The 25,805-nt window shown below is 71.6% G+C and carries 23 protein-coding genes; 13 read left to right on the forward strand and 10 right to left on the reverse strand.

All coding sequences use genetic code 11. The features are described 5' to 3' along the window. The first annotated feature begins 96 nt into the window (after positions 1-96). Together ACGFNN_RS04200 and ACGFNN_RS04205 are read left to right on the forward strand one after the other, a co-directional pair. Complete coding sequence (locus ACGFNN_RS04200; protein WP_393552764.1) at positions 97-1,020, forward strand: Gfo/Idh/MocA family protein; 924 nt, start codon at positions 97-99, stop codon at positions 1,018-1,020. A 55-nt stretch (positions 1,021-1,075) separates the two neighbouring features. Beyond that, a complete protein-coding gene (locus ACGFNN_RS04205) occupies positions 1,076-1,306 on the forward strand; it encodes a hypothetical protein (RefSeq protein WP_393552767.1) in 231 nt (76 codons plus the stop codon). Positions 1,307-1,313: 7 nt separating this feature from the next. On the opposite strand, the gene ACGFNN_RS04210 is transcribed toward ACGFNN_RS04205, so the two are convergent. Further along, the gene (locus ACGFNN_RS04210; protein ID WP_362670350.1) at positions 1,314-1,673 is read right to left on the reverse strand and encodes an arsenate reductase family protein; all 360 of its coding nucleotides are present in this window, start codon (positions 1,671-1,673) and stop codon (positions 1,314-1,316) included. A gap of 119 nt (positions 1,674-1,792) precedes the next feature. Between ACGFNN_RS04210 and ACGFNN_RS04215 the strand changes: the two genes are divergently transcribed. From ACGFNN_RS04215 to ACGFNN_RS04235, 5 genes are all read left to right on the forward strand, one after another. Further along, complete coding sequence (locus ACGFNN_RS04215) at positions 1,793-2,062, forward strand: hypothetical protein (protein ID WP_362670353.1); 270 nt, start codon at positions 1,793-1,795, stop codon at positions 2,060-2,062. 189 nt (positions 2,063-2,251) lie between these two features. Further along, entirely contained in the window at positions 2,252-3,118 is an 867-nt protein-coding gene (locus ACGFNN_RS04220; RefSeq protein WP_393552770.1) for an arpA protein, read from the forward strand. A gap of 84 nt (positions 3,119-3,202) precedes the next feature. Then, on the forward strand, positions 3,203-4,009 hold the full coding sequence (locus tag ACGFNN_RS04225; RefSeq protein WP_393552772.1) for a class I SAM-dependent methyltransferase: 807 nt from the start codon (positions 3,203-3,205) through the stop codon (positions 4,007-4,009). 50 nt (positions 4,010-4,059) lie between these two features. Continuing rightward, the gene (locus tag ACGFNN_RS04230) at positions 4,060-5,868 is read left to right on the forward strand and encodes a choline/carnitine O-acyltransferase (RefSeq protein WP_393552775.1); all 1,809 of its coding nucleotides are present in this window, start codon (positions 4,060-4,062) and stop codon (positions 5,866-5,868) included. Between the two features lie 157 nt (positions 5,869-6,025). Then, positions 6,026-7,504 (forward strand): DUF1254 domain-containing protein, encoded by a 1,479-nt coding sequence (locus ACGFNN_RS04235; protein WP_393552778.1) that lies wholly within the window; start codon positions 6,026-6,028, stop codon positions 7,502-7,504. On the opposite strand, the gene ACGFNN_RS04240 is transcribed toward ACGFNN_RS04235, so the two are convergent. After that, positions 7,494-8,522, reverse strand: a complete 1,029-nt coding sequence (locus ACGFNN_RS04240) for an AraC family transcriptional regulator (RefSeq protein ID WP_393552781.1) — start codon at positions 8,520-8,522, stop codon at positions 7,494-7,496. The two genes, ACGFNN_RS04235 and ACGFNN_RS04240, sit on opposite strands and share 11 nt — an antisense overlap. A gap of 107 nt (positions 8,523-8,629) precedes the next feature. Here ACGFNN_RS04240 and ACGFNN_RS04245 point away from each other — a divergent pair, with 107 nt between their 5' ends. The 3 genes from ACGFNN_RS04245 to ACGFNN_RS04255 are packed head-to-tail and all read left to right on the forward strand — an operon-like array spanning position 8,630 to position 11,086. Further along, positions 8,630-9,346, forward strand: a complete 717-nt coding sequence (locus ACGFNN_RS04245) for an SDR family NAD(P)-dependent oxidoreductase (protein ID WP_393552784.1) — start codon at positions 8,630-8,632, stop codon at positions 9,344-9,346. 47 nt (positions 9,347-9,393) lie between these two features. Further along, positions 9,394-10,491: a zinc-binding dehydrogenase gene (locus tag ACGFNN_RS04250; RefSeq protein ID WP_393552787.1), complete on the forward strand. Its 1,098-nt coding sequence runs from the start codon at positions 9,394-9,396 to the stop codon at positions 10,489-10,491. Positions 10,492-10,543: 52 nt separating this feature from the next. Beyond that, positions 10,544-11,086, forward strand: coding sequence for a 2,4'-dihydroxyacetophenone dioxygenase family protein (locus tag ACGFNN_RS04255; protein ID WP_385028917.1), 543 nt, complete (start codon positions 10,544-10,546; stop codon positions 11,084-11,086). Positions 11,087-11,147: 61 nt separating this feature from the next. Here the strand turns inward: ACGFNN_RS04255 and ACGFNN_RS04260 are convergent, their stop codons facing one another. Further along, on the reverse strand, positions 11,148-13,481 hold the full coding sequence (locus tag ACGFNN_RS04260) for an arylsulfatase (RefSeq protein WP_393552789.1): 2,334 nt from the start codon (positions 13,479-13,481) through the stop codon (positions 11,148-11,150). A 58-nt stretch (positions 13,482-13,539) separates the two neighbouring features. After that, positions 13,540-14,886 carry an MFS transporter gene (locus ACGFNN_RS04265; RefSeq protein ID WP_393552791.1) on the reverse strand — a complete coding sequence of 449 codons (1,347 nt, stop codon included), beginning with the start codon at positions 14,884-14,886 and terminating at the stop codon, positions 13,540-13,542. A 365-nt stretch (positions 14,887-15,251) separates the two neighbouring features. On the opposite strand from ACGFNN_RS04265, the gene ACGFNN_RS04270 reads away from it, so the two are divergent. Continuing rightward, on the forward strand, positions 15,252-16,739 hold the full coding sequence (locus ACGFNN_RS04270; RefSeq protein ID WP_393552794.1) for a long-chain fatty acid--CoA ligase: 1,488 nt from the start codon (positions 15,252-15,254) through the stop codon (positions 16,737-16,739). A 204-nt stretch (positions 16,740-16,943) separates the two neighbouring features. On the opposite strand, the gene glnA is transcribed toward ACGFNN_RS04270, so the two are convergent. Next, positions 16,944-18,353, reverse strand: a complete 1,410-nt coding sequence (gene glnA, locus ACGFNN_RS04275; protein WP_362555281.1) for a type I glutamate--ammonia ligase — start codon at positions 18,351-18,353, stop codon at positions 16,944-16,946. Positions 18,354-18,575: 222 nt separating this feature from the next. On the opposite strand from glnA, the gene ACGFNN_RS04280 reads away from it, so the two are divergent. Continuing rightward, positions 18,576-19,043 (forward strand): RDD family protein, encoded by a 468-nt coding sequence (locus ACGFNN_RS04280; protein WP_393552797.1) that lies wholly within the window; start codon positions 18,576-18,578, stop codon positions 19,041-19,043. Between the two features lie 212 nt (positions 19,044-19,255). Here the strand turns inward: ACGFNN_RS04280 and ACGFNN_RS04285 are convergent, their stop codons facing one another. From ACGFNN_RS04285 to lipB, 4 genes are all read right to left on the reverse strand, one after another. After that, on the reverse strand, positions 19,256-19,963 hold the full coding sequence (locus ACGFNN_RS04285) for a DUF4191 domain-containing protein (RefSeq protein WP_362555277.1): 708 nt from the start codon (positions 19,961-19,963) through the stop codon (positions 19,256-19,258). A 30-nt stretch (positions 19,964-19,993) separates the two neighbouring features. After that, entirely contained in the window at positions 19,994-20,194 is a 201-nt protein-coding gene (locus ACGFNN_RS04290; RefSeq protein ID WP_362555275.1) for a hypothetical protein, read from the reverse strand. 270 nt (positions 20,195-20,464) lie between these two features. Further along, positions 20,465-21,433, reverse strand: coding sequence for a lipoyl synthase (gene lipA, locus ACGFNN_RS04295; RefSeq protein ID WP_362555273.1), 969 nt, complete (start codon positions 21,431-21,433; stop codon positions 20,465-20,467). 128 nt (positions 21,434-21,561) lie between these two features. Further along, the gene (gene lipB / locus ACGFNN_RS04300) at positions 21,562-22,380 is read right to left on the reverse strand and encodes a lipoyl(octanoyl) transferase LipB (protein WP_393552801.1); all 819 of its coding nucleotides are present in this window, start codon (positions 22,378-22,380) and stop codon (positions 21,562-21,564) included. Positions 22,381-22,706: 326 nt separating this feature from the next. On the opposite strand from lipB, the gene ACGFNN_RS04305 reads away from it, so the two are divergent. After that, complete coding sequence (locus ACGFNN_RS04305; protein ID WP_393552804.1) at positions 22,707-24,314, forward strand: regulator; 1,608 nt, start codon at positions 22,707-22,709, stop codon at positions 24,312-24,314. 21 nt (positions 24,315-24,335) lie between these two features. On the opposite strand, the gene ACGFNN_RS04310 is transcribed toward ACGFNN_RS04305, so the two are convergent. Further along, positions 24,336-25,649 (reverse strand): NAD(P)/FAD-dependent oxidoreductase, encoded by a 1,314-nt coding sequence (locus ACGFNN_RS04310; protein WP_393552807.1) that lies wholly within the window; start codon positions 25,647-25,649, stop codon positions 24,336-24,338. Positions 25,650-25,805: the final 156 nt, after the last annotated feature.

Below are 25,805 nucleotides of genomic sequence, written 5' to 3' on the forward strand. Positions count from 1 at the left end.
CGTCTCACCCCGTGTCGTACTGGATACGGTTCGCCGGACACGGCCCAAGGGATCCCCGCCTTCCGCGACGGCTCCCGGTCCGGGCAGACTGACCGTATGACGACACCCGCCGCACCCGCCGGACCGCTCAGGATCGGTCTCGTCGGCGCGGGCCCCTGGGCCCGCATGACCCACGCCCCGGCCCTCGCCTCGCACCCCGGCGCCGTACTGACCGGAGTGTGGGGCCGTCGTCCCGAAGCTGCCCAGGCGCTCGCGGCGGCACACGGCACCGACGCGTACACCGGCGAGGCGGGCATCGACGCGCTCCTGGAGGCCAGCGACGCGGTGGCGTTCGCGGTGCCGCCCGACATCCAGGCGCCACTGGCTGCCAGGGCCGCCCGCGCCGGACGGCACCTGCTGCTGGACAAGCCCGTCGCCACCACCGTGGCCGGTGCGCGCGAGGCGGCCGAGGCCGCCGAAGGGGCCGGGGTCGCCTCCGTGGTCTTCTGCACCCTGAGGTTCGCCGAGGGCACGGCAGGGTGGGTGGCCGAACAGGCCGCCGCGGGAGGGTGGTTCACCGCGCGGGCCCAGTGGATCGGCGCGCTGTTCGCGCCCGGAGCGGAGAGCGAGTTCGGCGCCTCGCCCTGGCGCCGGGAGAAGGGCGGCCTGTGGGACGTGGGCCCGCACGCCCTCTCGGTCCTGATCCCGGTCCTGGGCGACGTGACCCGGGTGGTCGCCGCACCGGGCCCGGCCGACGCCGTCCATCTCCTGCTGCGGCACACCTCCGGGACGTCCAGCACCGTGACGCTCGCCCTGGACGCCCCGTCCGCCGCCACCGGCACCGAGGTCGAGTTCCGCGGGGAGCGCGGGGTGTCCGCCCTGCCCGTCGGCGGAGGGGACGCACTCGGGGCGTTCCGTACGGCGGTGGACGCCCTGGCCGAGGCGGCGCGCACCGGAGTACCGCATCCCTGCGACGTACGGTTCGGGCTGCGGCTCACGGAGATCCTGGCGGACGCGGAGGCGCAGATCGGCCGGACCTGACCTCCGGGCCGGCAGGGCCTAAGGTGGGTGCGCGACACGGAGGCGAGGGGGAAGCGTGAGGTACCAGCACTACGACGCGAGCGGCCTGCCGGACTGGCTGGCCCTGACACTCGGCATCATGATCTTCGCGGCTCTGGGATCGGTGGTCTGGATGCTCTTCCGGATCGGCCCCAGGAAGAACAACAGTCCCGAGGCCAAGGCCCGCGCGGCGAGCCGCCGGCGTCAGGCCCGTCTGCGCGCGCGGCGCACCGCCCTCCAGAAGAAGACCCGGCAGCGCACCCCCTGAGCCGCGGTCACCGGCCCATCGCGTCCCGCACCGCCTCGTCCGTACGCGCGACAACCGCCGAGCCGTCGCGCGCGGTGATGATCGGACGCTGGATCAGCTTCGGGTGGCCCGCGAGCGCGGTGATCCAGCGTTCCCGGGCGTCCGCGTCACGCGGCCAGTCGGCGAGCCCCAGTTCCTTCGCCTCCGCCTCGCCCAGCCGCGCGATGTCCCAGGGCTCCAGCTCCAGGCGACCCAGCACATCACGGATCTCGTCCGGCGACGGTACGTCCTCCAGGTACCTGCGGACGGTGTAGTCGGCCCCCTCGGCATCGAGCAGGGTCAGGGCGCCACGGCACTTGGAACAGGCGGGGTTGATCCAGATCTCCATGGGGCCCAGGGTACGGGAGCGAACCTCCAAACCGCCTCTGGCCAGGGGCGATTGTCAGTGGTGGGCCGTAGAATGGAGGTAGTTCGTGAGGGTCCCACCACCTTGCCAGGAGGTTGCCGATGACCGTTGCCGCAGTCACGACCGAGCCGTTCCGCACACCCTTGCGGAAGAAGCCGCTCCCCGCGGGGCGGCCCCGCGAGTGGTACGTCTCCCACAACCGCCGCCTGAAGGCCATGCGTCTGGCGATCGCCCTGCTCGACACCGGCGTGTACGCGCCGTCGAGCGCCGGCAACGCCCGGATACGCGCGGCCGCCGCCCGTCTCGCCATCCACCCGCCGTCCGACACCACCTGCCGCATGGTCCGCGCCCTGATCCGCGACGGCCGCTGACCCGACCGCCCGTGCCCCGGGACGTCCCGGGGCACGGGCCGTCTCGTGAACGACCTCGGCCGAACACACTCCGGAGCGCTCCGCCCGCGCGGGAGTGCGGCGTGTCACAGACAACACGGGGGACGCTGTGGGAGCTTCAACTCTGTTACTCATGAGTTGAGTTACCGATGTGCGCGTGGAGAGGGTCGTATGAGCACTCTGCAAGCCGACACGCTCGACCAGGTGGTCGACACGGACCGCTACCCCCTGTCCGACCCGGGGAGCCCGGAGACACGCGCGGTGGTGTCCCGGGCGAGACGCGAACTCGAGGACGCCGGCTGCACCGTGCTGCCCGACTTCGTCCGCCCCTCGCTCCACGAACTGCTGAGGCAGGAGGGCGCAGCTCTCGCCCCCCAGGCGTACTACGACGTCGAGACGGTCAACGTCTACAACATCGACGTGGAGCGGGACCTGCCCGAACTCCACCCCGGCCGCCGCACCTTCGAGCGGGGCAACGCCTTCGTCGCCCGTGACCGCATCCCCGGTGACGCCCTCATCAGCCGGCTGTACACCCATCCCTCGTTCCAGCGGTTCGTCGCCGACTGCTTCGCACTGCCCCGGCTGTACGAGCTCGCCGATCCGCTGTCCGGGCTCGTGGTCAACGTCGTACGGCCGGGCATGGAACACCCCTGGCACTTCGACACCAACGAGTACACGGTCAGCATGCTGACCCAGGAGGCCGAGGAGGGCGGCGACTTCGAGTACTGCCCCAACATCCGTTCCGCCGAGGACGAACGCTTCGACGCCGTACGGGACGTCCTCGACGGGCGCGGCCGGCAGCCCGAAAGGCTGCCCCTCAGGCCGGGGGACCTGCAGCTCTTCAAGGGCCGCTACTCGCTCCACCGGGTCAGCCCCGTCCGGGGCACCCGCGCACGCCACAGCGCGATCTTCGCCTACAGCGAGCGGCCCGGAGTCGTCGGGAGCGCCGCACGCACCCGCCAGCTCTTCGGCCGGGTGCTTCCCCAGCACCTCGCCACCGAAGGCGGGAGCGTCCGGGGAGACCAGCTGCTCGACTGAGGCCCGTCCGGGGGCGTACGCCCGTCCCCGGCACCTCGCGCACGGTTCCGGCACCGCCACGCGCCCCCACCGAGGAGAAGCCCCTTGCGTCTCGACGCGTCAGGAAAAGTCTCGCTGGACCACATCTACACCGCCCCCGACCCCCGCGCGTACTTCCAGGCACTGCGCCCGCTCGGCTACCGCGTCCCCCAACTGGCCAAGCCCTACTTCGACAAGCTCGTCAAGGAGTACCGGGAGACGGAGAGGACCGCCGTCCCGCGGGTGCTGGACATAGGCTGCTCCTACGGCATCAACGCGGCCCTGCTCAAGTACGACCTCACCATGGACGAGCTGTACGCCCGCTACGACGGCACCGGGCCCGCCACGCGCGCCGGGCTGGTGGAGCGGGACCGCGACCTCTCCCGCTCCCGCAGCCCCGCCCACGGCCTGCGCTTCACCGGCCTCGACGCCTCCACCAGCGCCCTCGCGTACGCGAGGGAGGCCGGGTTCCTGGACGACACCGTCCACGCGGACCTGGAAGCCGGCGACCCCACTCCGGAGCAGCGCGACGTACTCGCCGGCACCGACCTGGTCATCTCCACGGGCTGCGTCGGCTACGTCACCGAGCGCACCCTCACCCGGGTCGTACGGGCGCAGGACGGACGCCTGCCCTGGATGGCCCACTTCGTCCTGCGCATGTTCCCCTTCGGGCCCGTCGAGGACGCCCTGGCCGAGCTCGGCTACCGCACGATCCGCGTCGACGAGGTGTTCAAGCAGCGCCGGTTCGCCGGTCCGGAGGAACGACGCGGCGTCCTGGACTCCATGGCGGCGGCCGGCGTGGACGCGACCGGCCTGGAGGAGGACGGCTGGCTCCACGCCCAGCTGTACCTCTCCACACCCAAGGACCGCTGACCCACCACATACCGATCCGATCCATCCGACCCAGTGAGAAGAGAGCCGCATTGAACGTCAGTCAGGCAGCAGCAGCCGAAACGGCCTCCGACCGGGAGAGCGGCCTGCCCCGGGTGCCGCTGCCCACCCTGGAGGCGAGCTGCGAGAGGTTCCTCGCCTGGAGCGCCCCGCTGCTGACCGCGCGGGAGCGGGCGGAGACCGAGGCCGAGGTCACGGCCTTCCTGCGCCCCGGCGGCCCGGGACGGGTGCTGCACGCCGCGCTGGAGGAGTACGACGCCACCGAGGGCGTCCACAGCTGGCTCGACACCTTCTGGCCGTACCGCTACCTCGGCCGCCGGGACCGCATCGCGCTCAACGCCAACTTCTTCTTCCTCTTCCAGGACACCGGTGAGGGACAGCTCGACCGGGCGGCCGGTCTCGTCGCCGGGGCGCTACACCACAAGCGGCGGCTCGACGAAGGGCTGATCGAGCCCGCCGAACAGCGCGGTGTACCCCAGTCGATGGTCCAGAACCGCTACCTCTTCGGCACCACCCGCATCCCCGGCGTCCCGCTGGACACCGTCCGCGCCCCCTACAGCGAGCAGGCCCCCGGGCCGTCCACCGCCCGGCACATCGTGGTCTTCTTCCGCGGCACCATGTTCCGGCTGGACGTGATCGGACCCGACGGCGTACCGCACAGCCTCGACGAGATCGAGGCCGGGCTGCGCGCCGTCACCAAGGCCGACGTCGGCACGGCCGAGGACGACCGGGCAGGTCACCTCACCACCCTGGCCCGGGCGGAATGGGCGGCCACCCGGCAGGCCCTGGCCGCGCTTCCGGGTAACGCCCGCGCGCTCGACGACATCGAGACCGCCCTCTTCTGCGTCTGCCTGGAGGACTTCGCCCCGGCGGACACCCAGGCGGCCTGCGACGAACTCCTGCACGGCGACCGGGGCAACCGCTGGTTCGACAAGGCCGTCTCCTTCGTCGTCTTCGAGGACGGCCGGGCCGGCATCAACGTCGAGCACTGCGAGCTGGACGGCACGACCATCCTGAGCTTCACCGACGCCCTGCTCTCCACCCCGCCGGACGAACACTCCCGCCTCTCCGGAGCACGCCCCCAGGGCGCCCCCGCCCCGCGGCCGCTCACCTTCGAGCTGGACGCCCCCCTGCGCTCCCAGGTGCGCGCCGCGGCCGAGGCGTTCTCCGCGTACGCGGACGCCACCGCCACCCGGACCCTCTCCTTCGAGGACTTCGGGAGCACGGCGGCCAAGGCCCTCGGAGTCTCGCCCGACGCCTTCGTCCAGGCCGCCTACCAGCTCGCCCACCAGCGCGCCAAGGGTCACCTGGGCGCCACCTACGAGTCGATCGCCACCCGCCAGTACCGCCACGGCCGTACCGAGGCGATGCGCGTCGTCACCCCGCAGATGCCGGCCTTCGTCGCCGCGATGGACGACCCCGCGGCGGACCGCGACGCCCGCCGCGCGGCCTTCCGCGCCGCTGCGGCGGCCCACGTCGCCCGCGCCAAGGAGTGCCAGGCGGGCGAGGCCCCCGAACAGCACCTGTGGGAACTCGAGCTCATCCAGCGCCGTCGAGGCGCCGAACTCGGCGTCGCCGAACAGCCGGCCCTCTACCGCTCCCCGGGCTGGACCGTCATGCGGGACGACTATCTGAGCACGAGCTCCGCGCCGAGCGAGAACATCCAGTACTTCGGCTTCGGCTCCACGAGCAGCCGCTGCATCGGCGTCGCCTACGTCCTGCTGCCGGACCGCTTCAACCTCTACCTGAGCACCCCCAGCGCGGTGGCCGCCCAGATGCACGACTTCTCCGACCGCCTGCGCGAGGCGGTCGCCGAACTGCGCGAGCTGCTGGCCGGCTGAGCGATCCCACGGCACACCGGGCGGCCGGTTTCCACGGCCGCCCGGCTGCCAGGAGCGACACGTCGCGACATGACAAGGACGCGTCGTGCGCGGTCAAGACGCACCGGCGTGGGAAGCGCGAGGGTGGGCAGCCACGATTCCCGGTCCTGGAGGCAGCATGTCAAGTTCCCACCACGTGCCGGACGAGGAGCGAGGACGCCCCGCCCAGCCGCCCGAGCCCGGGCACCGCAGCTACCCGCACGTCCGCACCCTCGCCCCGGCCGACGTCCCGGGGCCGTTGCCCGGCACCCTGATGAGCGACGCCTACCTCTCGGCGGTCGGCCGGATCGCCTACCTGTGGGGCTGGCCGCTGGTGAACCTGCACAACCGGCTGAGGGCCATGTCCCTCCTGCCGGCCCCCGCACTGCTCGCCGGAGTGGTCCCGGGCGGTCCGCCCGGCACGATCGGCATGCTGCACGACTACGTCCTGCCGCACCAGCGCCTGGTCGCCTGTCCCAACCAGGACGTCGTCTACGGCTTCGGCATGCTGGACGCGGAAGCCGGCCCGTGCGTCGTCCAGGTCCCGGACCTGGGCGACCGGTTCTGGGTGATCCAGCTCGTCGACCAGCGCACCGAGTCGTTCGGCAGGCTCGGTTCCCCGTACGGCAGCAAGCCCGGCCACTACCTGCTCGCACCGCACGACTGGGACGGCGAGGTGCCGCCCGGTATCGAGGAGGTCTTCCGCCACGACACCCGGACCGGTGTCGTGGTGCCCCGGATCTTCATGGACGACACCGCCGAGGACCGCGCCGAGCTGCTGAGCCTCGTGCGAGGGATCAGCGTGTACCCGCTCGCCGACCACGACGGCTCCGTGCGGGAGGTGGACTGGACGGCACTGGAGACAGCCGGACCCGTCCACTCGGACGAGTCGGCCGCCGGGGAGGGGGAGCAGCGCCAGGTGGATCCGGACGCCTTCTTCGACCAACTCGGCACGGTGATGGACGAGGTGCCGCCGCTGCCCGGCGAGGAATCCCTGTACGCGCTGTTCCGGTCGCTGCTGACCGCCGCCGGGGCCGACCCCGCGGCGGCCCGCGTCCTGCGCGAGGCCGCACGTTCCGCGGAGGCCGAACTCGTCGCCGAACTGCTGAACTTCAGGAACGTCGGGCTGCCGGCCGCACACGGCTGGACCACCCAGCGCAACGGTGCACGCTTCGGCACCGACTACCTGACCCGGACCGCCGTCGCCCGGTCCAACATCCTCGTCAACCCCGTGGAGGAGACCGCGTACTTCTACCTGGACGTGGACGCCGACGGGGCTCGGCTGAACGGCGCGGACTCGTACACCGTGACCTTCGGGCCCGGCGCACTGCCCCCGGTACGTGGCTTCTGGTCGCTGACCCTCTACGACACCCAGCACTTCTTCCACCCGAACGAACTCGGCCGTCACTCCGTGGGCACCAAGAACCATGATCTGCGGGTGGACCCGGACGGCTCCCTCACCGTCACGGTCGCCGCCGCCCGCCCCGCCGGTCCCGGGCGCGCGGCGAACTGGCTGCCCGCCCCCGAGGGCGATTTCTCCCTCTTCCTGCGCGCCTACTGGCCGGACGACGCCGTGCTCGACGGAACCTGGGCGCCGCCCGCGGTACTCAAGGGCTGAGGGGGACCTGAGCCGTGGCCGCCCGGTGCGCCTGCGGCGAGCAGCCGAACCAGCGGCGGCACGAGCGGCTGAAACTGCTCTGCTCGCTGTAGCCGAGGACGTCGGCGAGCTGCGCGAGCGGCATGGCCGTCGTACGCAGGTACCGGTCGGCCAGCTCGTGGCGCACCTCGTCGATGATCTCCTGGTAGGTGGTGCCGTGGGTCGCCAACTGCCTCTGCAGAGTGCGGGGATGGAGGGAGAAGCTCTCCGCGACGTCCTCCAGGCCGAACCGCCGGGTGGGCAGTGCGCGCTTGACCGTGCTGCGCACCTCGGTGGGCAGGCCGCTGCCCACGGCACCGCCGACCACGCCGCTCAGGTACTCCAGGACCAGCTTGCGGACGGCCGGGTCGCTGCCCTCGACCGGGCGGTCGAGGGTGTCCGACGCGAACCGGAAGCCCAGGTGATCCTGACGTGCCGTCACATGGCAGTCGAAATGAGCCTCGTACGTGGCGAGCGGTGCGGCCGGGCGGTGGGGGAGCGAGACGGAGAGCGGGACGAAGTCCGCTCCGATCAGCATCCGGAAGATCTGCAGGGAGGCGCCCAGGGACAGTTCGCCGATCTGGGCCACGTCGACGAGGGTGCGCTGCACCCGAGGCCGGATGCGGAAGTGGTAGTCGGCGACCTCGCCCGCCCGCTCCACGGCGATCTCGATCGCCGGGCTGTACTGGTACATGAACCGGCCGATGGCGTCGATCGCGTCGCCCACCGATGTGGCGTGCCGTCCGATCACCCCGACCGGGCCGAGGATGTCGAGGCCCTGGCGGGTGGAGAGCCGCAACCCGAAGTCCGGGCAGTCGTGCCGCGCGGCGGCGAGGTCGAGGGCCGTCACGAGCGCGCGGTACGGGATGTACTCGTCCGGGTCCTCGATCGCCTCGGGCCTGATGCCGGCCTGCCTCAGCAGCGGTTCCGGCTCCCCGCCGAGCGAGGACACCAGCGCGGAGAACCCGGTGAGGCAACCGGAACGGATCAGCGAACTCATGTCGCCAAGTGTCAAATTCTTGTCGTCCGAAGTCAAGACTTGACGGGCTCGCAGTCGCAAGCTGGGGGCCGTTCATCATTCCGGATCCGGAGCAAGGGAGCCCTCGGATGCCCGTCGACTTCGATGTATCAGGCAAGCACGTCCTCGTCACAGGTGGCCGCGGAGGTATCGGCGGCGCGATCGCCGCCGCCTTCGTCGAAGCCGGGGCGCATGTGATCGCCACCGACCTCTCGCCGGTCCCGGCCGAGCCCCGCAAGGGCGTCGACGACCGCGTGCTCGACGTGCGGGACGCCGACGCGGTCCGCGCACTCGCCGACGACCTGGACCGCCTCGACGTACTGGTGCAGTGCGCGGGCCGCGCCGCACCCATGGCGGAGTACGAACTGTCCACCTTCGAGGAGATCATCGGCATCCACCTCACCGGTACGTTCTCGATGGCGACCGCGCTGCAGCCCCTGCTCGCGGCGTCCGGCGGCAGCGTCATCAACGTCGGCTCGATGTACAGCTACTTCGGCTCCCCGCTGGTGCCCGCCTACGGCGCCGCGAAGGCGGCCATCGTCCAGCTCACCAAGACCCTCGCCCTCGCATGGGCGGCAGAGGGCATCCGAGTGAACGCCATCGCACCGGGCTGGATCCGCACCGCGCTGACGGCGCCCCTCGCCGACCTTCCCGGGGCGACGGAGTCGATCACCAGCCGCATCCCCGGCGGCGAACTCAGCGAGCCGGAGGACCTCGCCGGAACCGCGCTGTTCCTGGCATCCCCGGCCGCCCGCCTGATCACCGGCGTGACCATCCCTGTCGACGGCGGATACAGCGCCGGCTGAGCACCACCCGCCTCCCTCCCACCAGCTCTGTCCCGTGAGGAACCCCTATGACGACGCAGACGATGCAAGCGGTGGTCCTGCACAACGGATCTCTTGAGCTCACCGATGTGCCGCTGCCCGAGCCCGGACCGGGCGAGGTCCTGGTCAGGACCCTGGCCAACGGCATCTGCGGCTCGGACCTGCACTGCGTGACGCACAGCCACGCGCTCGCCGCCGGAGTGAAGGCGGTGACCGGGGCCGACATGCTCGACCCGGACCGCCCGATCGTGCTCGGCCACGAGTTCTGCGCCGAGGTCGTCCGCAACGGCCCGGACACCCAGGGCACCTTCGCGCCCGGCACCCGTGTCGTGTCGCCTCCCATGCTCGCCCGGCCGGTGCCGGTGAACCTGGGCTTCGGCGGCGTCGACGCGCCCGGCGGCTTCGCCGAGTACATGGTGCTGTCCGAGGTGCTGCTGATGCCGGTGCCCGACCACCTGTCGAGCGAGGTCGCCTCGCTGACCGAACCGCTGGCGGTCGCCCTGCACGCCGTCAACCGCGGCGCGCTCGGCTCCGACGACGTACCGGTCGTGATCGGCTGCGGCCCCATCGGCCTCGCCGTGATCGCAGTCCTGAAGATGCGCGGCGTCGGCCCGGTCATCGCCGCCGACTTCTCACCCGCCCGGCGCGCCCTCGCCGCCGAGATGGGCGCCGACATCGTCGTCGACCCGCGGGAGACGTCCCCGTACGACTCCTGGCACGAGGTCGCCGCCGTGGACGATCCGGCCCGCCACGGACGCCAGACGGCGCTCTTCCCCGAACTGCCCTACCGCCCGTCCGTGGTCTTCGAGTGCGTCGGCGTGCCCGGAGTCATCCAGCAGGTCCTGGCGGGCGCCCCCGCGTGCTCGCGGGTGGTCGTCGCCGGACTGTGCATGGCCGAGGACACCTTCCTGCCCACCTTCGGCATGCTCAAGGAGATCGACCTGGTCTTCTCCCTCTACTACACCGTCGAGGAGTTCGCCCGGACCCTCGCGCACCTCGCCGCCGGCGAGCTGCGCGCGGAGCCCCTCATCACCGGCCGGGTCGGCCTCGACGGGGTCGCGGACGCCTGCCGGGGCCTCGCCGACCCGGAGAAGGACGCCAAGGTCCTCATCGTCCCCGCCCTCTGACGCCCGCCGCGCAGAGCCGTACCCGCACAACCGACCAACTAGGAGACAGAAGATGGCCGACCAGTACTCCGCAGCCAAGCTTCCCGTGATGTCGCTCCCGCAGGGTGAACTGCTGACGCTCAACGTCAAGGACATCCCGGTCATCAAGGACTCGCTCGGACCCGGCATCCACTACCAGCCGCTCTTCCTCGACCCCGAGGTCGGCGTCTGGGTGGTGCTCGCCCACTTCGCACCGGGCGCCGAACTGCCGGTCCACCTGCACACCGGTGCCGTGCACGCGTACACCCTGAAGGGCTCCTGGGCGTACCGGGAGTACCCGGACCAGCCGCAGACCGAGGGCTCGTACCTCTACGAGCCCGGTGCCTCCGTGCACAAGCTGTTCGTACCGGAGACCAACACCGAGGACACCGTCGTCCTGTACGTCGTCTACGGAGCCAACATCAACTTCACCGACGAGGGCCAGTTCCACTCGGTGCTCGACGCGGTCACCATCCAGGGCCTGACCCAGCAGCTCGCCGCCGCGCAGGGCCTGGACGTCAACTACCTGACGGGCGGCGCCGCCCGTTACGCCGCCCAGCCCGCCAAGGAGGCCTGAGCCCGGCACACGCAGAAGTCCCCGGGTGCACCCGGGGGCTTCTGCGTGTCTCAGCGCCGCGTCACTGCAGGGACGCCTTCGCCTTCGCCTCGCCCATCAGGTCGGTGTGCGCGTCGTCACCGGACGCCAGGACGACCTTGTGGATGCGTCCGCCGGTGAAGACCCCGCGCACCGTCCCGTAGTCGTCGGTGACCGGGTTGCCGTTGTCCTCGCCGATGTCCAGGCCGTCGGTCATGTGGTAGATGAACGGCACCGTGTGCGCGATCCGCGCGGAGCCGACGGGCTCGCCGTCGACGAACAGCTCCCCGAGGCCGCCCTTTCCGACGCCCCCGCCGTCGTAGGTGAAGCGGTACGTCAACCGGTACCTGCCCGGGGCGAGCCGCTCCGGCGCCGCGATCTCGTAGCGCTCGACGTCGACCCAGTTGTAGTGGAACACCGGGACGCCCTCGCGCAGATACAGCGCCCAGCCCGCGAACCGGCTGCCCTGGGCGGCGATCACGCCGCGAGCCGGTGCCTCCTTCACCTCGACGTCCGCGGTGAGCGACCAGGAACGGTTGCGCGTCGAGGGCAGGACCGAGTCGTGCAGGGACCGCATGCCCGGGTAGAGGCTGACCGAGTCCGGGCTGCCGATCGTCGGCCGGCCCACCGCGTCGCTGTTGGCGCGCACCGCCTTGCGGTCGTCGAGCGGGAAGACGTTGTACTTGGCACCCTCGATGAGGAACAGCTCCTTCAGCCGCTCCAGCTTGTCCGGCCGCGCGGACGCCAGGTCGTTCGCCTGGGCGTGGTCGTCCGGCGCGTACAGCTCCCACGTGTCCTCGGAGAACGGCAGCTGCTCACCGTTGAGTTCCCACGGCACCGCGTGCTTGGTGCACGCCGACCAGCCCTCGTGGTAGATCCCGCGGTTGCCGAAGATCTCGAAGTACTGGGTGGTGTGGCGCTCGGCCGCGTCGGCGTCGTTCAGCGCGTAGGCGAACGAGACGCCCTCGAAAGGCTTCTGGGCCACACCGTTGACCGACGTCGGCTCCGGGATGCCCGCGAGGTCGAGGAGGGTCGGCGCCACGTCGTTGACGTGCGTGAACTGCTCGCGGATGCCACCGGGGGAGTCGATGCCGGCCGGCCAGTGCACGATCGTGCCCACCCGCGTGCCGCCCCAGTGCGAGGCCATCTGCTTGGTCCACTGGAACGGGGTGTTCATCGCGTGCGCCCAGCCCACCGGGTAGTGGTTGTACAGCGTGGGCCCGCCGAGCTCGTCGATGCGCTCCAGCATCGACTCCACCGAGGCGGGGACGATGTTGTAGGTGGCGTACTCGTTGACGCAGCCGTCGGGACCCGCCTCGGCGCTCGCGCCGTTGTCGCCCATGATGTAGAGGATCAGGGTGTCCTCGAGGATGCCCATCTCCTCCAGGGCGTCCACGACTCGGCCCACCTGCTCGTCGGTGTGCGTCGCCATGCCGGCGTACGTCTCCATCATCCGCGAGTAGAGGCGCCGGGCGTCCTCGGGCTGATCGGCCCAAGCACCTATCTCGTCCGGGCGGGCGCTGAGTTCGGCGTCCTCGGGCGCCAGACCGAGCTCCTTCTGCTTGACCAGGGTCCGCTCACGCTGCTCGTCCCAGCCGTGGTCGAACTGCCCGCGGTACGCGTTCACGTACTCCTCGGGAGCGTGGAAGGGAGAGTGGCAGGCACCGAACGCGAGATAGCCGAAGAAGGGCTGGTCGGGCGTGACGGCCTGCTGCTCCCGGATGTCGGCGATCGCCCGGTCGGCGAGGTCCTCGCTGAGGTGGTAGCCGGGCTCGGTCGGCGTCGGGATCGGCGTGGTGCCCTCGTACAGGTTTGGGTACCACTGGTCGGTCTCCGCGCCCATGAACCCGTAGAACCGCTCGAACCCCTCACCCGTCGGCCAGCGGTCGTACGGGCCGGAGCGCGAGGTCTCCCAGGTGGGCGTCTGGTGCCACTTGCCGAAGGCGAAGGTGTTGTAGCCGTTGCGCCGCAGGATCTCCGGTATCGGGGCGCACGAGTCGGGCCGCGAGGAGGTGTAGCCGTCGTGGCTGGTGGCCAGCTCGGTGATGCCGGCCGCCCCGACGGTGTGGTGGTTGCGGCCCGTCAGCAGCGAGGCGCGGGTGGGCGAGCAGATCGCCGTGGTGTGGAAGCGGCTCAGGCGCAGGCCACCCTCCGCGAGCCGCTCCGCGGTCGGCATCGAGCACGGACCGCCGTACGAGGAGGAGGCGCCGAACCCCATGTCGTCGACGAGGATCATCAGCACGTTGGGGGCGCCCGCCGGAGGGCGCACGCGCTCGATCGGCGTGGGCTGCGCCGCGTCGCGGACGTCCACCGGGGTGGCGTGCGGGCGCTTCGGCTGCTGGATCGGAAGGGTGGCGCGGTAGGCCGGATTCACCACGGGGGTGGTCCTTTCGGGATGGTGCGGATGTGCGGGTGGTGCGGTTGGCGGACGGGGATCAGACATCGGCCGGGCCGACGGCCGCGGTGGCCGCGACGGCCGGGGCGGAGAAGGCGCGGCGGAAGCGCAGCACCAGGGGGAAGGTGGTCAGCAGGAGCAGCCCGGGCAGGACGGAGAAGGCCAGCCGGATGCCTTCGAGCGCCGTCGAGGACTGGGTGACCGGATGGTCGAGGGTCGACGACGCGTAGCCGGTCAGCGACAGGACGAGGGTGTAGGCGACCGGGCCCAGCGCGTGCCCGGCCGTGTCGACCGCCGTCCACACACCGGACAGGACACCGGCGCTGTCGTGCCCGGTCCGCTTGGCCTGCAGCCGGATGCAGTCGGTGAGCAGGGCGTACATCGTCACGAGCCCGGCGGCCTGCCCCAGGGCGACCAGGACGCCGGCGGCCGCGGTCGCCGCGGTGCCCACGCCCGCGGCGACGTACAGGGCGACGCCGCCCACCGTCCACAGTGCCAGGCCGGTCAGGAGGAGTGGGACGTTGCCGTACCGGCGGGCGAGCAGGCCGGCGCCGGGTACGGCGAGGGTGGAACTCAGCGCGAACACCAGGAAGACGACCGCCTGTTCCTTCTTTCCCCCCAGGAAGTAGGTGGCGACGTACGGCAGTCCGGTCAGCACCATCACCGTGAAGACGTAGTACAGGAACAGCACGGCCGACAGCAGCACGAACGGCCGGTTGCCGCGGGCCGTGCGGAACGCCGTGCGCAGCGAGGGGGTCCCGGCGGCGGGCCGCGAGCGCACCGCGCGCGTGGACACCACCGGCACCAGCAGCACCACGAGCAGCACCACCCCGATGATCACGGACATGGCCCGGTACGCCGCCGGGGTGCCCTTCTCCGTCAGCAGCGGCCCGGCGACCCCGCCGACGAGCATGCCGAGCGTGAAGAACAGGGTCCGCCACGTCATCATCCGGGTCCGCTCCTGCGGGGAGTCGGACATCTCCACGGGCAGTGCGGTGAACGGCACCTGGAAGCAGAGGTAGGAGGCCGACGCGGCGAGGAACGCCGCGAACACCCACAGCGCCGCGGCGTCCCCGCGCACCGGCGAGCTGAAGGTGGCCACGAAGGCGAACGGCAGGATCAGCGCGCCCGACGTCATCAGCCGCCGGCGCTGCCCGGTGCGCGCCGCCTCACGGTCGCTGACGGCGCCGAACCAGGGGCTCGCGACCAGGTCGAACAGTTTCGGCAGGGCGACGACGACACCGGCGAGCGCGGCAGGGACACCGAGTGCATCCGTCATGTACATCAGCAGGAGCAGGCCGGGCAGCGTGTTGAAGGCGTTCGACGCGAAGGCACCGGCACCCCAGCCGGCCATCCGGCGGGTGCTCAGCGGCCGAGAGTTGATCATGTGTGGACCGTCCTTCGGCGAGGGCCGCAGGGGCCCTGGGAGTGTGCTGCGGCACACGATCGCGCCCACCGCCCGCTCCGGCCTTGTCGTGCGACGTCAAGTCGGTGTCGCCCTGTGACAAGAGACGTGCCGGGCGGGAGACCGGGACGCCCGGCGTCGGCGGGGCTGCCCGGTGTCCCGCCCGGCGCTCCTGCTCCCTGCCGCCGGAGTGGCAGGACCCGCGGCACACCTGGTCCCGCCCCGGCGGGGCACCCCGGTGACGCGTCGTGCCAGGACTTTGTCGCGCGAGGTCAAGACTCCGCGAGAAGCGGTCCGGCAACGTACGCCGTGCCCGTCCGGAACGTCCCGCAGGAAAGAGTCAGCCGGTGCCCCATCTCGCCCGCAACCTGGTCCACACCGCCGGGACCCACCCCGACCGGCCCGCCCTCCGCCTCGACGACCAGGTGCTCGACTACCGCACGCTGGACGAGCGCAGCGCCCGCGTGGCCACCTGGCTCGCCGCCGAGGGCATCGCGCCGGGCGACCGGGTCGCGGTCATGCTGCCCAACATCCCGGAGTTCGCGGTCGTCTACTACGGGGTACTCCGCGCCGGAGCCGTCGTCGTACCGATGAACCCGCTGCTGAAGGCACCGGAGATCGCCTACGGCGCCGGGGACTGTGAGGCCCGCACCATCCTCACCGGGGCGATGTCCCTGCCCGAGGCATCGGCGGCCGCGGCACGACTGGATATCTCCTGCACCGACGTCACCGCGGACGGGTTCGCGGGCGTCCTCGCCGGCATCCGCCCGTCCACCACGCTCGTCGAGCGGGCCGACGACGACCCGGCCGTGCTCCTCTACACCTCGGGCACCACGGGCCGCCCCAAGGGCGCCGTCCTCACCCACGGCAACCTGCACAGCAACACCGAGACCGTCGTCCGCCTGCTCGGCATCACCGGGGACGACACAGTCTTCGGCGGCCTGCCCTTCTTCCACGTCTTCGGGCAGACCTGCGGCCTCAACGCCGCCGTGCTGACAGGGGCCTGCGTGACCCTCCTGCCCCGCTTCGACGCGGCGAAGGCGCTGAGCGTCCTGGCCCGCGACCGGGTCACGGTCATGGAGGGTGTGCCGACCATGTTCGTCGCGCTGCTGGCGGCGGCCGAGGCGGCCGGCGGGGCCCGGGTCGGCACCGTACGTCTTGCGGCGAGCGGCGGTTCGGCGATGCCCGTCGACGTGCTGCACCGTTTCGAGGCAGCGTTCGACTGCCCGGTCGTCGAGGGCTACGGCCTGTCCGAGACGGCCCCGGTGGTCACGCTCGGCGCACTCCACGGCGTCCGCAAGCCCGGCTCGATCGGCACCCCGGTCGACGGCGTCGAGGTCCGTCTGATCGACGACGAGGGCGAGGACACCGCCGAGGACGGGATCGGCGAGATCGCGGTGCGCGGCCCCAACGTCATGCTGGGCTACTGGAACCGTCCCGAGGCCGACGCCGCGGCCTTCACCGACGGCTGGTTCCGTACCGGCGACCTCGCTCGCCGGGACGAGGACGGGCACTACTTCATCGTCGACCGGAAGAAGGACCTGATCATCCGCGGCGGCTACAACGTCTACCCGCGCGAGATCGAGGAGGTGCTCTACACGCACCCGGCGGTCGTCGAGGCCGCCGTCGTCGGTGTCCCGCACGACCTGCACGGTGAGGAGATCACCGCGGTCGTCGCACTCGAACCGGGCGCGGCGGCGACCGCGGACGAACTGCGCGACTACGTCAGGGCACGCGTCGCCCCGTACAAGTACCCGCGCCTCGTCCGCCTGGTGGAGAGCCTGCCCAAGGGCCCCACCGGCAAGATCCTCAAGCGGGAGCTGTCAGGGGTGTGAGCTCCCCCGGTGGTTGACCCCGCAACACCGTGAGGGCTGTCCCCGTCGAACGGGGGACAGCCCTCACGGTGTTGCTCCGGCATACGGGCCGGACCGACGCGCACCGGCGCGGAGGCCGAGTGGTGCCGGCGGAGACACCCGAGTGGGTCTCCGCCGGCACCTCACGCTTCCGGGTGGCCGCCCGGGGTCACCCGGCCCTGCGGCCTAGAGGTCGAAGTACAGCTCGAACTCGTGCGGGTGCGGACGCAGCTGGATCGGGGCGATCTCGTTGGTGCGCTTGTAGTCGATCCACGTCTCGATGAGGTCGGGGGTGAAGACACCGCCGGCCTGCAGGTACTCGTGGTCGGACTCCAGCGCGTCGAGAACGGCCGGGAGCGAGGTCGGGACCTGCTGGACGCTCGCGTGCTCCTCGGGAGCCAGCTCGTAGAGGTCCTTGTCGATCGGCTCCGGCGGCTCGATCTTGTTCTTCACGCCGTCCAGGCCGGCCATCAGCAGTGCCGAGAAGGCCAGGTACGGGTTGGAGGACGGGTCCGGCGCACGGAACTCGACGCGCTTGGCCTTCGGGTTCGAGCCGGTGATCGGGATACGCATCGCGGCGGAGCGGTTGCGCTGCGAGTACACCATGTTGACCGGGGCCTCGAAGCCCGGGACCAGGCGGTGGTAGGAGTTCACCGTCGGGTTGGTGAACGCCAGCAGCGACGGGGCGTGCTTGAGGATGCCGCCGATGTAGTAGCGGGCGGTGTCCGAGAGGCCCGCGTAGCCCTGCTCGTCGTAGAAGAGCGGCGAGCCGCCCGACCACAGCGACTGGTGGACGTGCATGCCCGAGCCGTTGTCGCCGAAGATCGGCTTCGGCATGAAGGTCGCGGTCTTGCCGTTGCGCCAGGCGACGTTCTTCACGATGTACTTGAAGAGCATCAGGTCGTCGGCCGCGGCGAGCAGCGTGTTGAACTTGTAGTTGATCTCGGCCTGGCCGGCGGTGCCGACCTCGTGGTGCTGGCGCTCTACCTGGAGGCCGTTCTTGTCCAGCTCCAGGGAGATCTCGGCACGCAGGTCGGCGAAGTGGTCGACCGGCGGGGCCGGGAAGTACCCGCCCTTGTAGCGGACCTTGTAACCACGGTTGTTCTCGACCGCACCGGTGTTCCAGGCGCCGGCCTCGGAGTCGATGTGGTAGAAGCTCTCGTTCGCCGACGTCTGGAAGCGGACGTTGTCGAAGACGTAGAACTCGGCCTCGGGACCGAAGTACGCGGTGTCGGCGATGCCGGTGGAGGCGAGGTACGCCTCGGCCTTCTTGGCCACGTTCCGCGGGTCACGGCTGTACTGCTCACCGGTGATCGGGTCGTGGATGAAGAAGTTGATGTTCACGGTCTTGTCGCGGCGGAAGGGGTCCACCCGGGCCGTCGACAGGTCGGCGCGGAGCGCCATGTCCGACTCGTGGATGGCCTGGAAGCCGCGGATCGACGAGCCGTCGAATGCCAGTTCCTCGGCCGGGTCGAAGGACGCCGCGGGGATCGTGAAGTGCTGCATCACACCCGGCAGGTCGCAGAACCGGACGTCGACGAACTTGACGTCGTTGTCGGCGATGTACTTCTGGACTTCGTCGGCGTTCTGGAACATCCAACTCCTCCTACTCCCGACCCGGGAAAGGGCGGGGTTGCAGCTCGTCTGTGTGGCCAGTGCGGTGGCACACGCTGGATGCGACCTTAGGTAAACGGGATTTCTCCAGCGTGACCCATTTGTTTCGCACAAGTTAACCAGCCCTGTTGCGGGCGGCACCTGAACGACGTGTTCCGTGCCCCGCCCGGCCGGGTGCAAACACGGGCGCAGTACCGTGGACGGGTGGACAACAGGCAAGCAATCGGATCGTGGCTCTCGGGGCCGCGCGCGGCCGCCGAGGACATGGGCGCCGACTTCGGTCACCGGGGCGCGCGCCTCGGTCTGCCCCAGGAGGGCCCGGGGTCGATCGCCCCGCTCGGCCGGCGCTTCGGGGCTCTCTTCATCGACTGGGCCCTGTGCATGCTGATCGCATACGGGCTGCTCGCGGGCGGTGACCAACAGGCGGCGGGCAACTGGGCCCTGGCCGTCTTCCTCGTGATGAGCCTGCTGACCGTCGGAACCGTGGGTTCCACCCCGGGCAAGCGGATCCTCGGCCTGCGCGTCATCGCAGAGGACGGCTCACGGCTCGGCCCGGTCCGGGTCGCGCTCCGCAGCGTGCTCCTCGTCCTGGTGATCCCGGCCATCGTCTGGGACCGCGACAGCCGCGGCCTGCACGACCGCCTCGCCCGCGCCGTCCAGGTCCGCATCTGAGGCGCCCCCGCGCCGCACGGCCCCGGGGCGCCGCTCCCGACCGGTGGCGGCGGCGTCCCTGAGGCCCGTCGAGGCCCCGCGGCACACGCGGGCCGCACTCCGGGTCGGCCGGGCCGGCACGGGGCGCACACGGGGCGCCCGCGGCACGTACATACGGCAGGGGCCCCGACAAGAAATCTTGTCGGGGCCCCTGCCGTATGTACGTGTCGAGGTCAGCGCATCTTTCCGCCGCGCGGCATCCGCATGCCCTTGGGCATCGGGCCCTTCGGCAGCGGCATGTTGCTCATGAGGTCGCCCATCGCCCGGAGACGGTCGTTGGTGGTGGTCACCTGGGGGCCGGTCAGCACCCGGGGGAGCTTGAGCATCGTGGTGCGCACCTTCTTCAGCGGCACCTGGCCCTCGCCGTCACCGACGATGATGTCGTGCACCGGTACGTCGACGACGATGCGCGCCATCCGCTTCTTCTCCGCGGCCAGCAGGCTCTTCACCCGGTTCGGGTTGCCCTCGGCCACCAGCACGATGCCCGCCTTGCCCACCGCGCGGTGGACGACGTCCTGGCTGCGGTTCATCGCGACGGCCGGCGTCGTGGTCCAGCCACGGCCCACCCGGTCCAGGACCGCCGCGGCCGCGCCGGGCTGTCCTTCCATCTGCCCGAAGGCCGCACGCTCGGCCCGGCGCCCGAAGACGATCGCCATGGCGAGGAGGGCAAGGACGAAGCCCAGGATGCCCGCGTAGATGGGGTGACCGATCAGGAAACCGATCGCGAGGAGGACACCGAAGGTGATGATTCCCACACCCGCGACGACAAGACCCACCTTGGGGTCCGACCGCCTGGTCATCTTGTAGGTCAGGGCGATCTGCTTGAGCCGCCCCGCGTTCTCGGCGCTGTCCGCGCCTTCAGTGTTTGCCTTCCTCGCCATGTAAAGAAGTTTACGTGGCCCCGGAGTGACCTAGGAACGGTGGTCGGCCACAGCCTTCAGCACATGCTCGGCCTCGACCCGGTCCTGCGCCCTGCGGCGGTCCTCGAGAACAGCGGTCCAGGCGTTCTGGCGGGCGGTGCGCTGGCCACCCGACATCAGGAGTGACTCGACCGCGCGGAGCGCGGTGGTGACGGTCGGGATGGCGGTGGCTCGTACCGGTGCTGCGTGCATCGTGGGTGTTCCCCCTCGGAGCGGATGCGCGCGTCCGGCGCGCACTGAGTAGCGGGAAGCAATGACGACGGCGGCTGCGGGAGCCACCGCGTATGTACCTAGGGTCACTGCTCGGTGTTACCAGTGCATGACCGGTCGGTCAAACACCAATGAAACCCTGATTTCGGCGCCGCGCACGCCGACGCGGCCCATACGTGGCCCCCGACCTGGCGGGGCGTACGGGCCGCGTCGTCACGGCGACTTCTGCTCAGTGGTCCCTTGTGCGCCGATTCACACCGAGGGCGCGGCGGACGCGGTTGCGCCGCGGCGCTCCATCGCCTGCTGGAAGAGGCGCCCCGCGCGGTAGGAGGAACGCACCAGCGGGCCCGACATGACGCCGGAGTAGCCGATCGCGTCCGCCTCGTCCTTCAGCTCGACGAACTCGTGCGGCTTCACCCAGCGCTCGACGGGGTGGTGCCTGGCGGAGGGGCGCAGGTACTGCGTGATCGTGATGAGCTCGCAACCCGCGTCGTGGAGGTCCCGCAGCGCCTCGCTGACCTCCTCGCGGGTCTCGCCCATGCCGAGGATCAGGTTGGACTTCGTCACCAGGCCGGCCTCGCGGGCCCGGGTGATGACCTCGAGGGAGCGCTCGTAGCGGAAGCCCGGGCGGATCCGCTTGAAGATCCGGGGGACCGTCTCGACGTTGTGCGCGAGCACCTGCGGGCGCGAGGAGAAGACCTCGGCGAGCTGCTCGGGCTCGGCGTTGAAGTCGGGGATCAGCAGCTCGACCTTGGTGGCCCCGCCCTCCCGGCCCGCGGTCTGGGCGTGGATCTGGCGCACGGTCTCCGCGTAGAGCCAGGCTCCGCCGTCCTCCAGGTCGTCGCGTGCGACGCCGGTGATCGTGGCGTAGTTCAGGTCCATGGTCACGACGGACTCGCCGACACGGCGGGGCTCGTCGCGGTCCAGCGCCTGCGGCTTGCCCGTGTCGATCTGGCAGAAGTCGCAGCGCCGGGTGCACTGGTCACCGCCGATGAGGAAGGTCGCCTCGCGGTCCTCCCAGCACTCGTAGATGTTCGGACACCCGGCCTCCTGGCACACGGTGTGCAGTCCCTCGCCCTTCACGAGCGCCTGCATCTTCGTGTACTCGGGGCCCATCTTCGCCCGGGTTTTGATCCACTCGGGCTTGCGCTCGATGGGGGTCTGGCTGTTTCGGACCTCCAGGCGCAGCATCTTGCGCCCGTCGGGTGCGACACCGGACACTCCGGCACCCCTTTGCTTTCGCTGCATTGGATTCTTCGGCGAACACCAGGGTACGCCCGTGATTAGAACGGTCTTACGTATGGCCAACCTGTGGCCGACGGGCCCTATTCCGGGCCCCGTCAGCACCCTCAGGCCGGCGCCGCGGCCTTCGAGGGCTCCTCGCGCTCGATGACCCTGGGGGCGGGCCGTGCGCTCTCCAGGACGCTCCTGAGGTGTTTCTCGACGACCGGCAGGACTTCGGCGATCGTGACCTCGCGGCCGAGTTCGTTCGCGAGGGAGGTCACGCCGGCGTCCCGGATGCCGCACGGCACGATCCGGTCGAACCAGGTGTTGTCCGGGTTCACGTTCAGCGAGAAGCCGTGCATGGTCACGCCCTTGGCGACCCGGATGCCGATCGCGGCGAGCTTGCGGTCCTCGCGGCGCTGGCCCGCGTTGGACGGCGCGTACTCCGGGCCGTTCAGCCGGGCGTCGAACTCCTCGTCATGCAGCCGGGGGTCGAAATCGAGGGAGAGCCCACCGAGCGAGGGCCGGTCCTCGATCGGGTCACCGAGAACCCAGGCACCGCTGCGCCCCTCGACACGGGTGGCCTCCACGCCGAACTCCGCGGCGGTGAGGATGAGCGCGTCCTCCAGACGCCGGACGTGGGCGACCACGTCGACGGGGCGAGGGAGCTTCAGGATCGGGTAGCCGACGAGCTGTCCCGGGCCGTGCCAGGTGATCTTGCCGCCGCGGTCGACGTCGACGACCGGGGTGCCGTCCAGCGGGCGTTCGCTGTCCAGGGTCCGTCGTCCGGCCGTGTAGACCGGCGGGTGCTCCAGCAGCAGGCAGGTGTCGGGGACGGTGTCCTCGAACCGTGCGGCGTGCACCTCGCGCTGCTTCTGCCAGGCCTCCTGGTAGTCGACCGCTTCCTCGCCGAATCCCAGACGGACGAATCGCAGCTCACTCACTCGGGTGCCTCCCTACTCGTGGTGCCGGAGGGCTCGTGAAGTCGGGGGGTGTCCCCGGAGCCACGGCACCATGCACTGTTGTGCGCCCCGATCCACTGTACGACCGCCGCGGAGCGCGGCTTCCGGCAGGTTGCGGGGGGAGGGGTTTCCGTCAGCAATCCGGCAATCCTCACACGATCGGATGAACGTGGAGCGAACGGCGCCGGGGTCACCGCCGGGGCAGTTAAATTCGCGCCGTTCCATGACGGGCTCGCCCGCTCCCCATCGTGGAGGGGAGCCCGTGAGGGCCGCCCGCCCGGCGCCGAAGGCAGGAGACCTTACAGCTGATGTCGGAACGACCTGCGCAGCGCACCCCGAACCGGCGGCTCGCTGCCCTCATCGCGGAGGCCGGGTTCTCGCACGCGGGCCTGGCTCGACGGGTGGATCAGCTCGGCCTCGAACACGGGCTCGACCTGCGATACGACAAGACCTCGGTGACCCGCTGGCTGCGCGGCCAGCAGCCCCGGGGCACCACCCCCGCGCTCATCGCCGAGGTCTTCACCCGGCGGCTCGGGCGGCGGCTCTCCGCGCAGGACCTCGGCCTCGACGCCTGCGCGCCCGTCTACGCCGGCCTGGAGTTCGCGGCCACGCCCGCCGAGGCGGTCGACATCGTCAGCGGACTGTGGCGCAAGGACTCGGGAAGCCACACGGAGCTGCGGAAGATCGCGTTCACCCCGGCGGGACTGGTCGTCCCCAGCAGGGACTGGCTCATCGGACGGCCCGACGAGTGGGACGGGCGGGGCGCGGAGCAGGACCGCGACCACGCGCCGGCCGGCCTGCCCGCTCCGCGTACCGCCGATACCGGGGCCCGGACCCAGCACGGACCCCAGCAGCCGGGCGCGGCCGGGACCCTGCAGATCCCGGGTCCGCACGGCACGGCCGGCCCCGTCCGCGGCGGCGCCCCCCGCGGCCCGGGATCCACCCGGCCGCCCGCGCCCACCACCCCGCCGCTGGGTGTCCCGCGCCAGAGGCAGACCGACCGGGGCACCGGGCAGCGGGTGGGCAGCGGTGACGTGGCCGCCCTGCGCTCGGTCGGAGAGCTGTTCCGCGCGCTCGACAACGCCTACGGCGGCGGGCACGCCAGGCAGGCGCTGGTCAGGTACCTGGAGCACGAGGCCGAACCCATGCTGCGCGGGAGCTACGGCGAGGCCACGGGACGCAGGCTCTTCTCCGCCGCCGCGGATCTGACCCGGCTGGCGGGATGGACCTCCTACGACATCGCGGCGCACGGGCTCGCCCAGCGCTACTTCGTCCAGGCGCTGCGGCTCGCCCAGGCGGCCGGGGACCGGGCGTACGGGGCCTTCGTCCTGATCACGATGAGCAGGCAGGCCGTCTACCTCGGGCACGGCAGGGAGGCGGTCCAGCTCGCACGAGTCGCCCAGCAGGGCATCGGTTCCTCAGCGCCGCCGGTGGTCATGGCCCTGCTGCACTCGGTGGAGGCCCGCGGGCATGGGGTGCTCGGCGAGACCAGGTCCTGCGTCGCCGCGCTCGCCCGCGCCGAGCGCGCCCTGGAGAGCTCGCGGCCCGGCGACGACGTCCCGTACTGGGCGCGCTACTTCGACGAGGCCCAGCTGGCCGACGAGTTCGGCCACTGCCACCGGGATCTGCGGCAGTACCGGGCGGCCGCCCAGCACGCCGAGCGGTCGCTCCAACTGCGCGCGCCGGCGTACGCCCGCAGCCGGCTGTTCTGCAGGGTCGTGCTCGCCACGGCACGGCTGGGGCTCGGCGAGCTGGACCAGGCCTGCCTGCTGGGCGCCGAGGCCGCCCAGCAGGCGGCGGAGATGCGGTCCGTACGCGCGACCGAGTACGTCAGCGACTTCGAGCGCCGCCTGGAGCCCTACCGGGAGGCCGCCGCCGTGCGGGGATACCGCGACCGGGTCGCCGCACTGGGCTGAGCGGGCCTGCCGGGGCCGCCCTCAGGCGGCCTCGGACAGCCCCGGCCCGTCCACGTCCCGCCCTCGCACCCCCAGATCGCCGAGGATGGCCGCCGCGGCGCGCCTGCCGGATCGCAGGGCGCCCCGCACGGTGCTGGTGTCGCGGTGGTCACCGCACACGTAGAGCCCGCTCAGCACACGGACCGGCCGGCGCGGGTCGTGCGGCGGCGGCATCGCGGGCACGGCCTCCGGATCGTGGTGCGAGGCCAGCAGCTCCCAGTCGCCGGTGGGCACGCCGTACAGCTCGGCGAGGTGGGCGCGGACCGAGCGGTCGAGGTCCGGGGGCGGGGGACCTGGCACCGTGGAGGTGATCAGGACCCGGCCCTCCGGGGCGCGCGAGGGATCGACCTCGCTCATCACCGCGGTGTGCGACACCGGACCCGAGCGGTCCGCGTCCAGCAGCAGTCGGTTCCCCGTGGCCGGTGCCTGCGGCGCGGTGTGGTGCAGCACGGTCACCGGATGGAACGGCGGGGTCCGCAGCCCGGGCAGCAGTTCGGCCGCCGCGCCCGCCCCGGTGGCCACCAGGAGCGACCGGCAGCCGAGTTCCCCGTGCTCCTTCGTGCGTACGGAGGTGATGTCCGCCGCCGTCACATGGACCCCGGTGCGCACGGTCCCCGGCGGCAGTGCGGCCGCGAGCAGCTCGGGCAGCGTCGAGGAACCGCCCGAGGGCACGCAGAGCGCCCCGCGCGCGTACTCCCTGAGAGTCAGTTCGGCGATGCGGCTCGATGTGATCAGATCCGGGTCACCGAGCAGGGCCGACAGCAGCGGCCGCAGGAATCCGCCGACGAGGCGGGGCGGCAGGCCACGCGCCGACAGCGCGTCGAGCGCGGCCCGGTCGGGACGGGCCAGGATCCTGGACTCCTCGGTGGCGGCGAGCCTGGCCAGCCAGGCGCCCAGCCGCGCCTGTTCGATCGCTCCGCCCAGGGGCGCACAGGGGGCGCTCGACCGCGACCGTACTGCGCGGAGTGCGCCTCGTGCGCTCCGTACGTCCCCGGCGAGGTACTGCCGGCCCCCGCTGTGCACGAGCGCCCCCGGCGCGAACTCCCGCAGGACCAGTCCGTCGAGCCCCGGTGTGGTGCCCGGTTCCGGGCATCCGGAACCGAGCAGGGGACCCAGATGATCGAGACGGAACCCGTCCACCTCCCGGGTCGCCATGCGGCCGCCCACGTGCGGGGCCGCCTCCAGAACGCTGACGTCCACCCCCGCGCTGATCAGCCGGTGGGCCGCCGAGAGGCCGGCGATCCCGGCCCCGATGATGACCACATCCGCGTGGTCCGATGTGTGTGCCCTCAGCACGTGCCCCTCCCCGAGTCGGTGCGACTGCTGCGGGGCTATTGCCCCCAACAGGCCCCCGGAATGCCCGAGTTCGGGTCGAGGCTAGGTGGATGGCCGAGTCAGGCACAGTCGCGTGGACCTCGGGCACGGATGCACGGGGTCGCACGCCTGCCTCCA

Origin of the sequence: Streptomyces sp. NPDC048590, assembly GCF_043199535.1 — a bacterium.
In the GTDB taxonomy this organism is placed as follows: Bacteria; Actinomycetota; Actinomycetes; order Streptomycetales; family Streptomycetaceae; genus Streptomyces.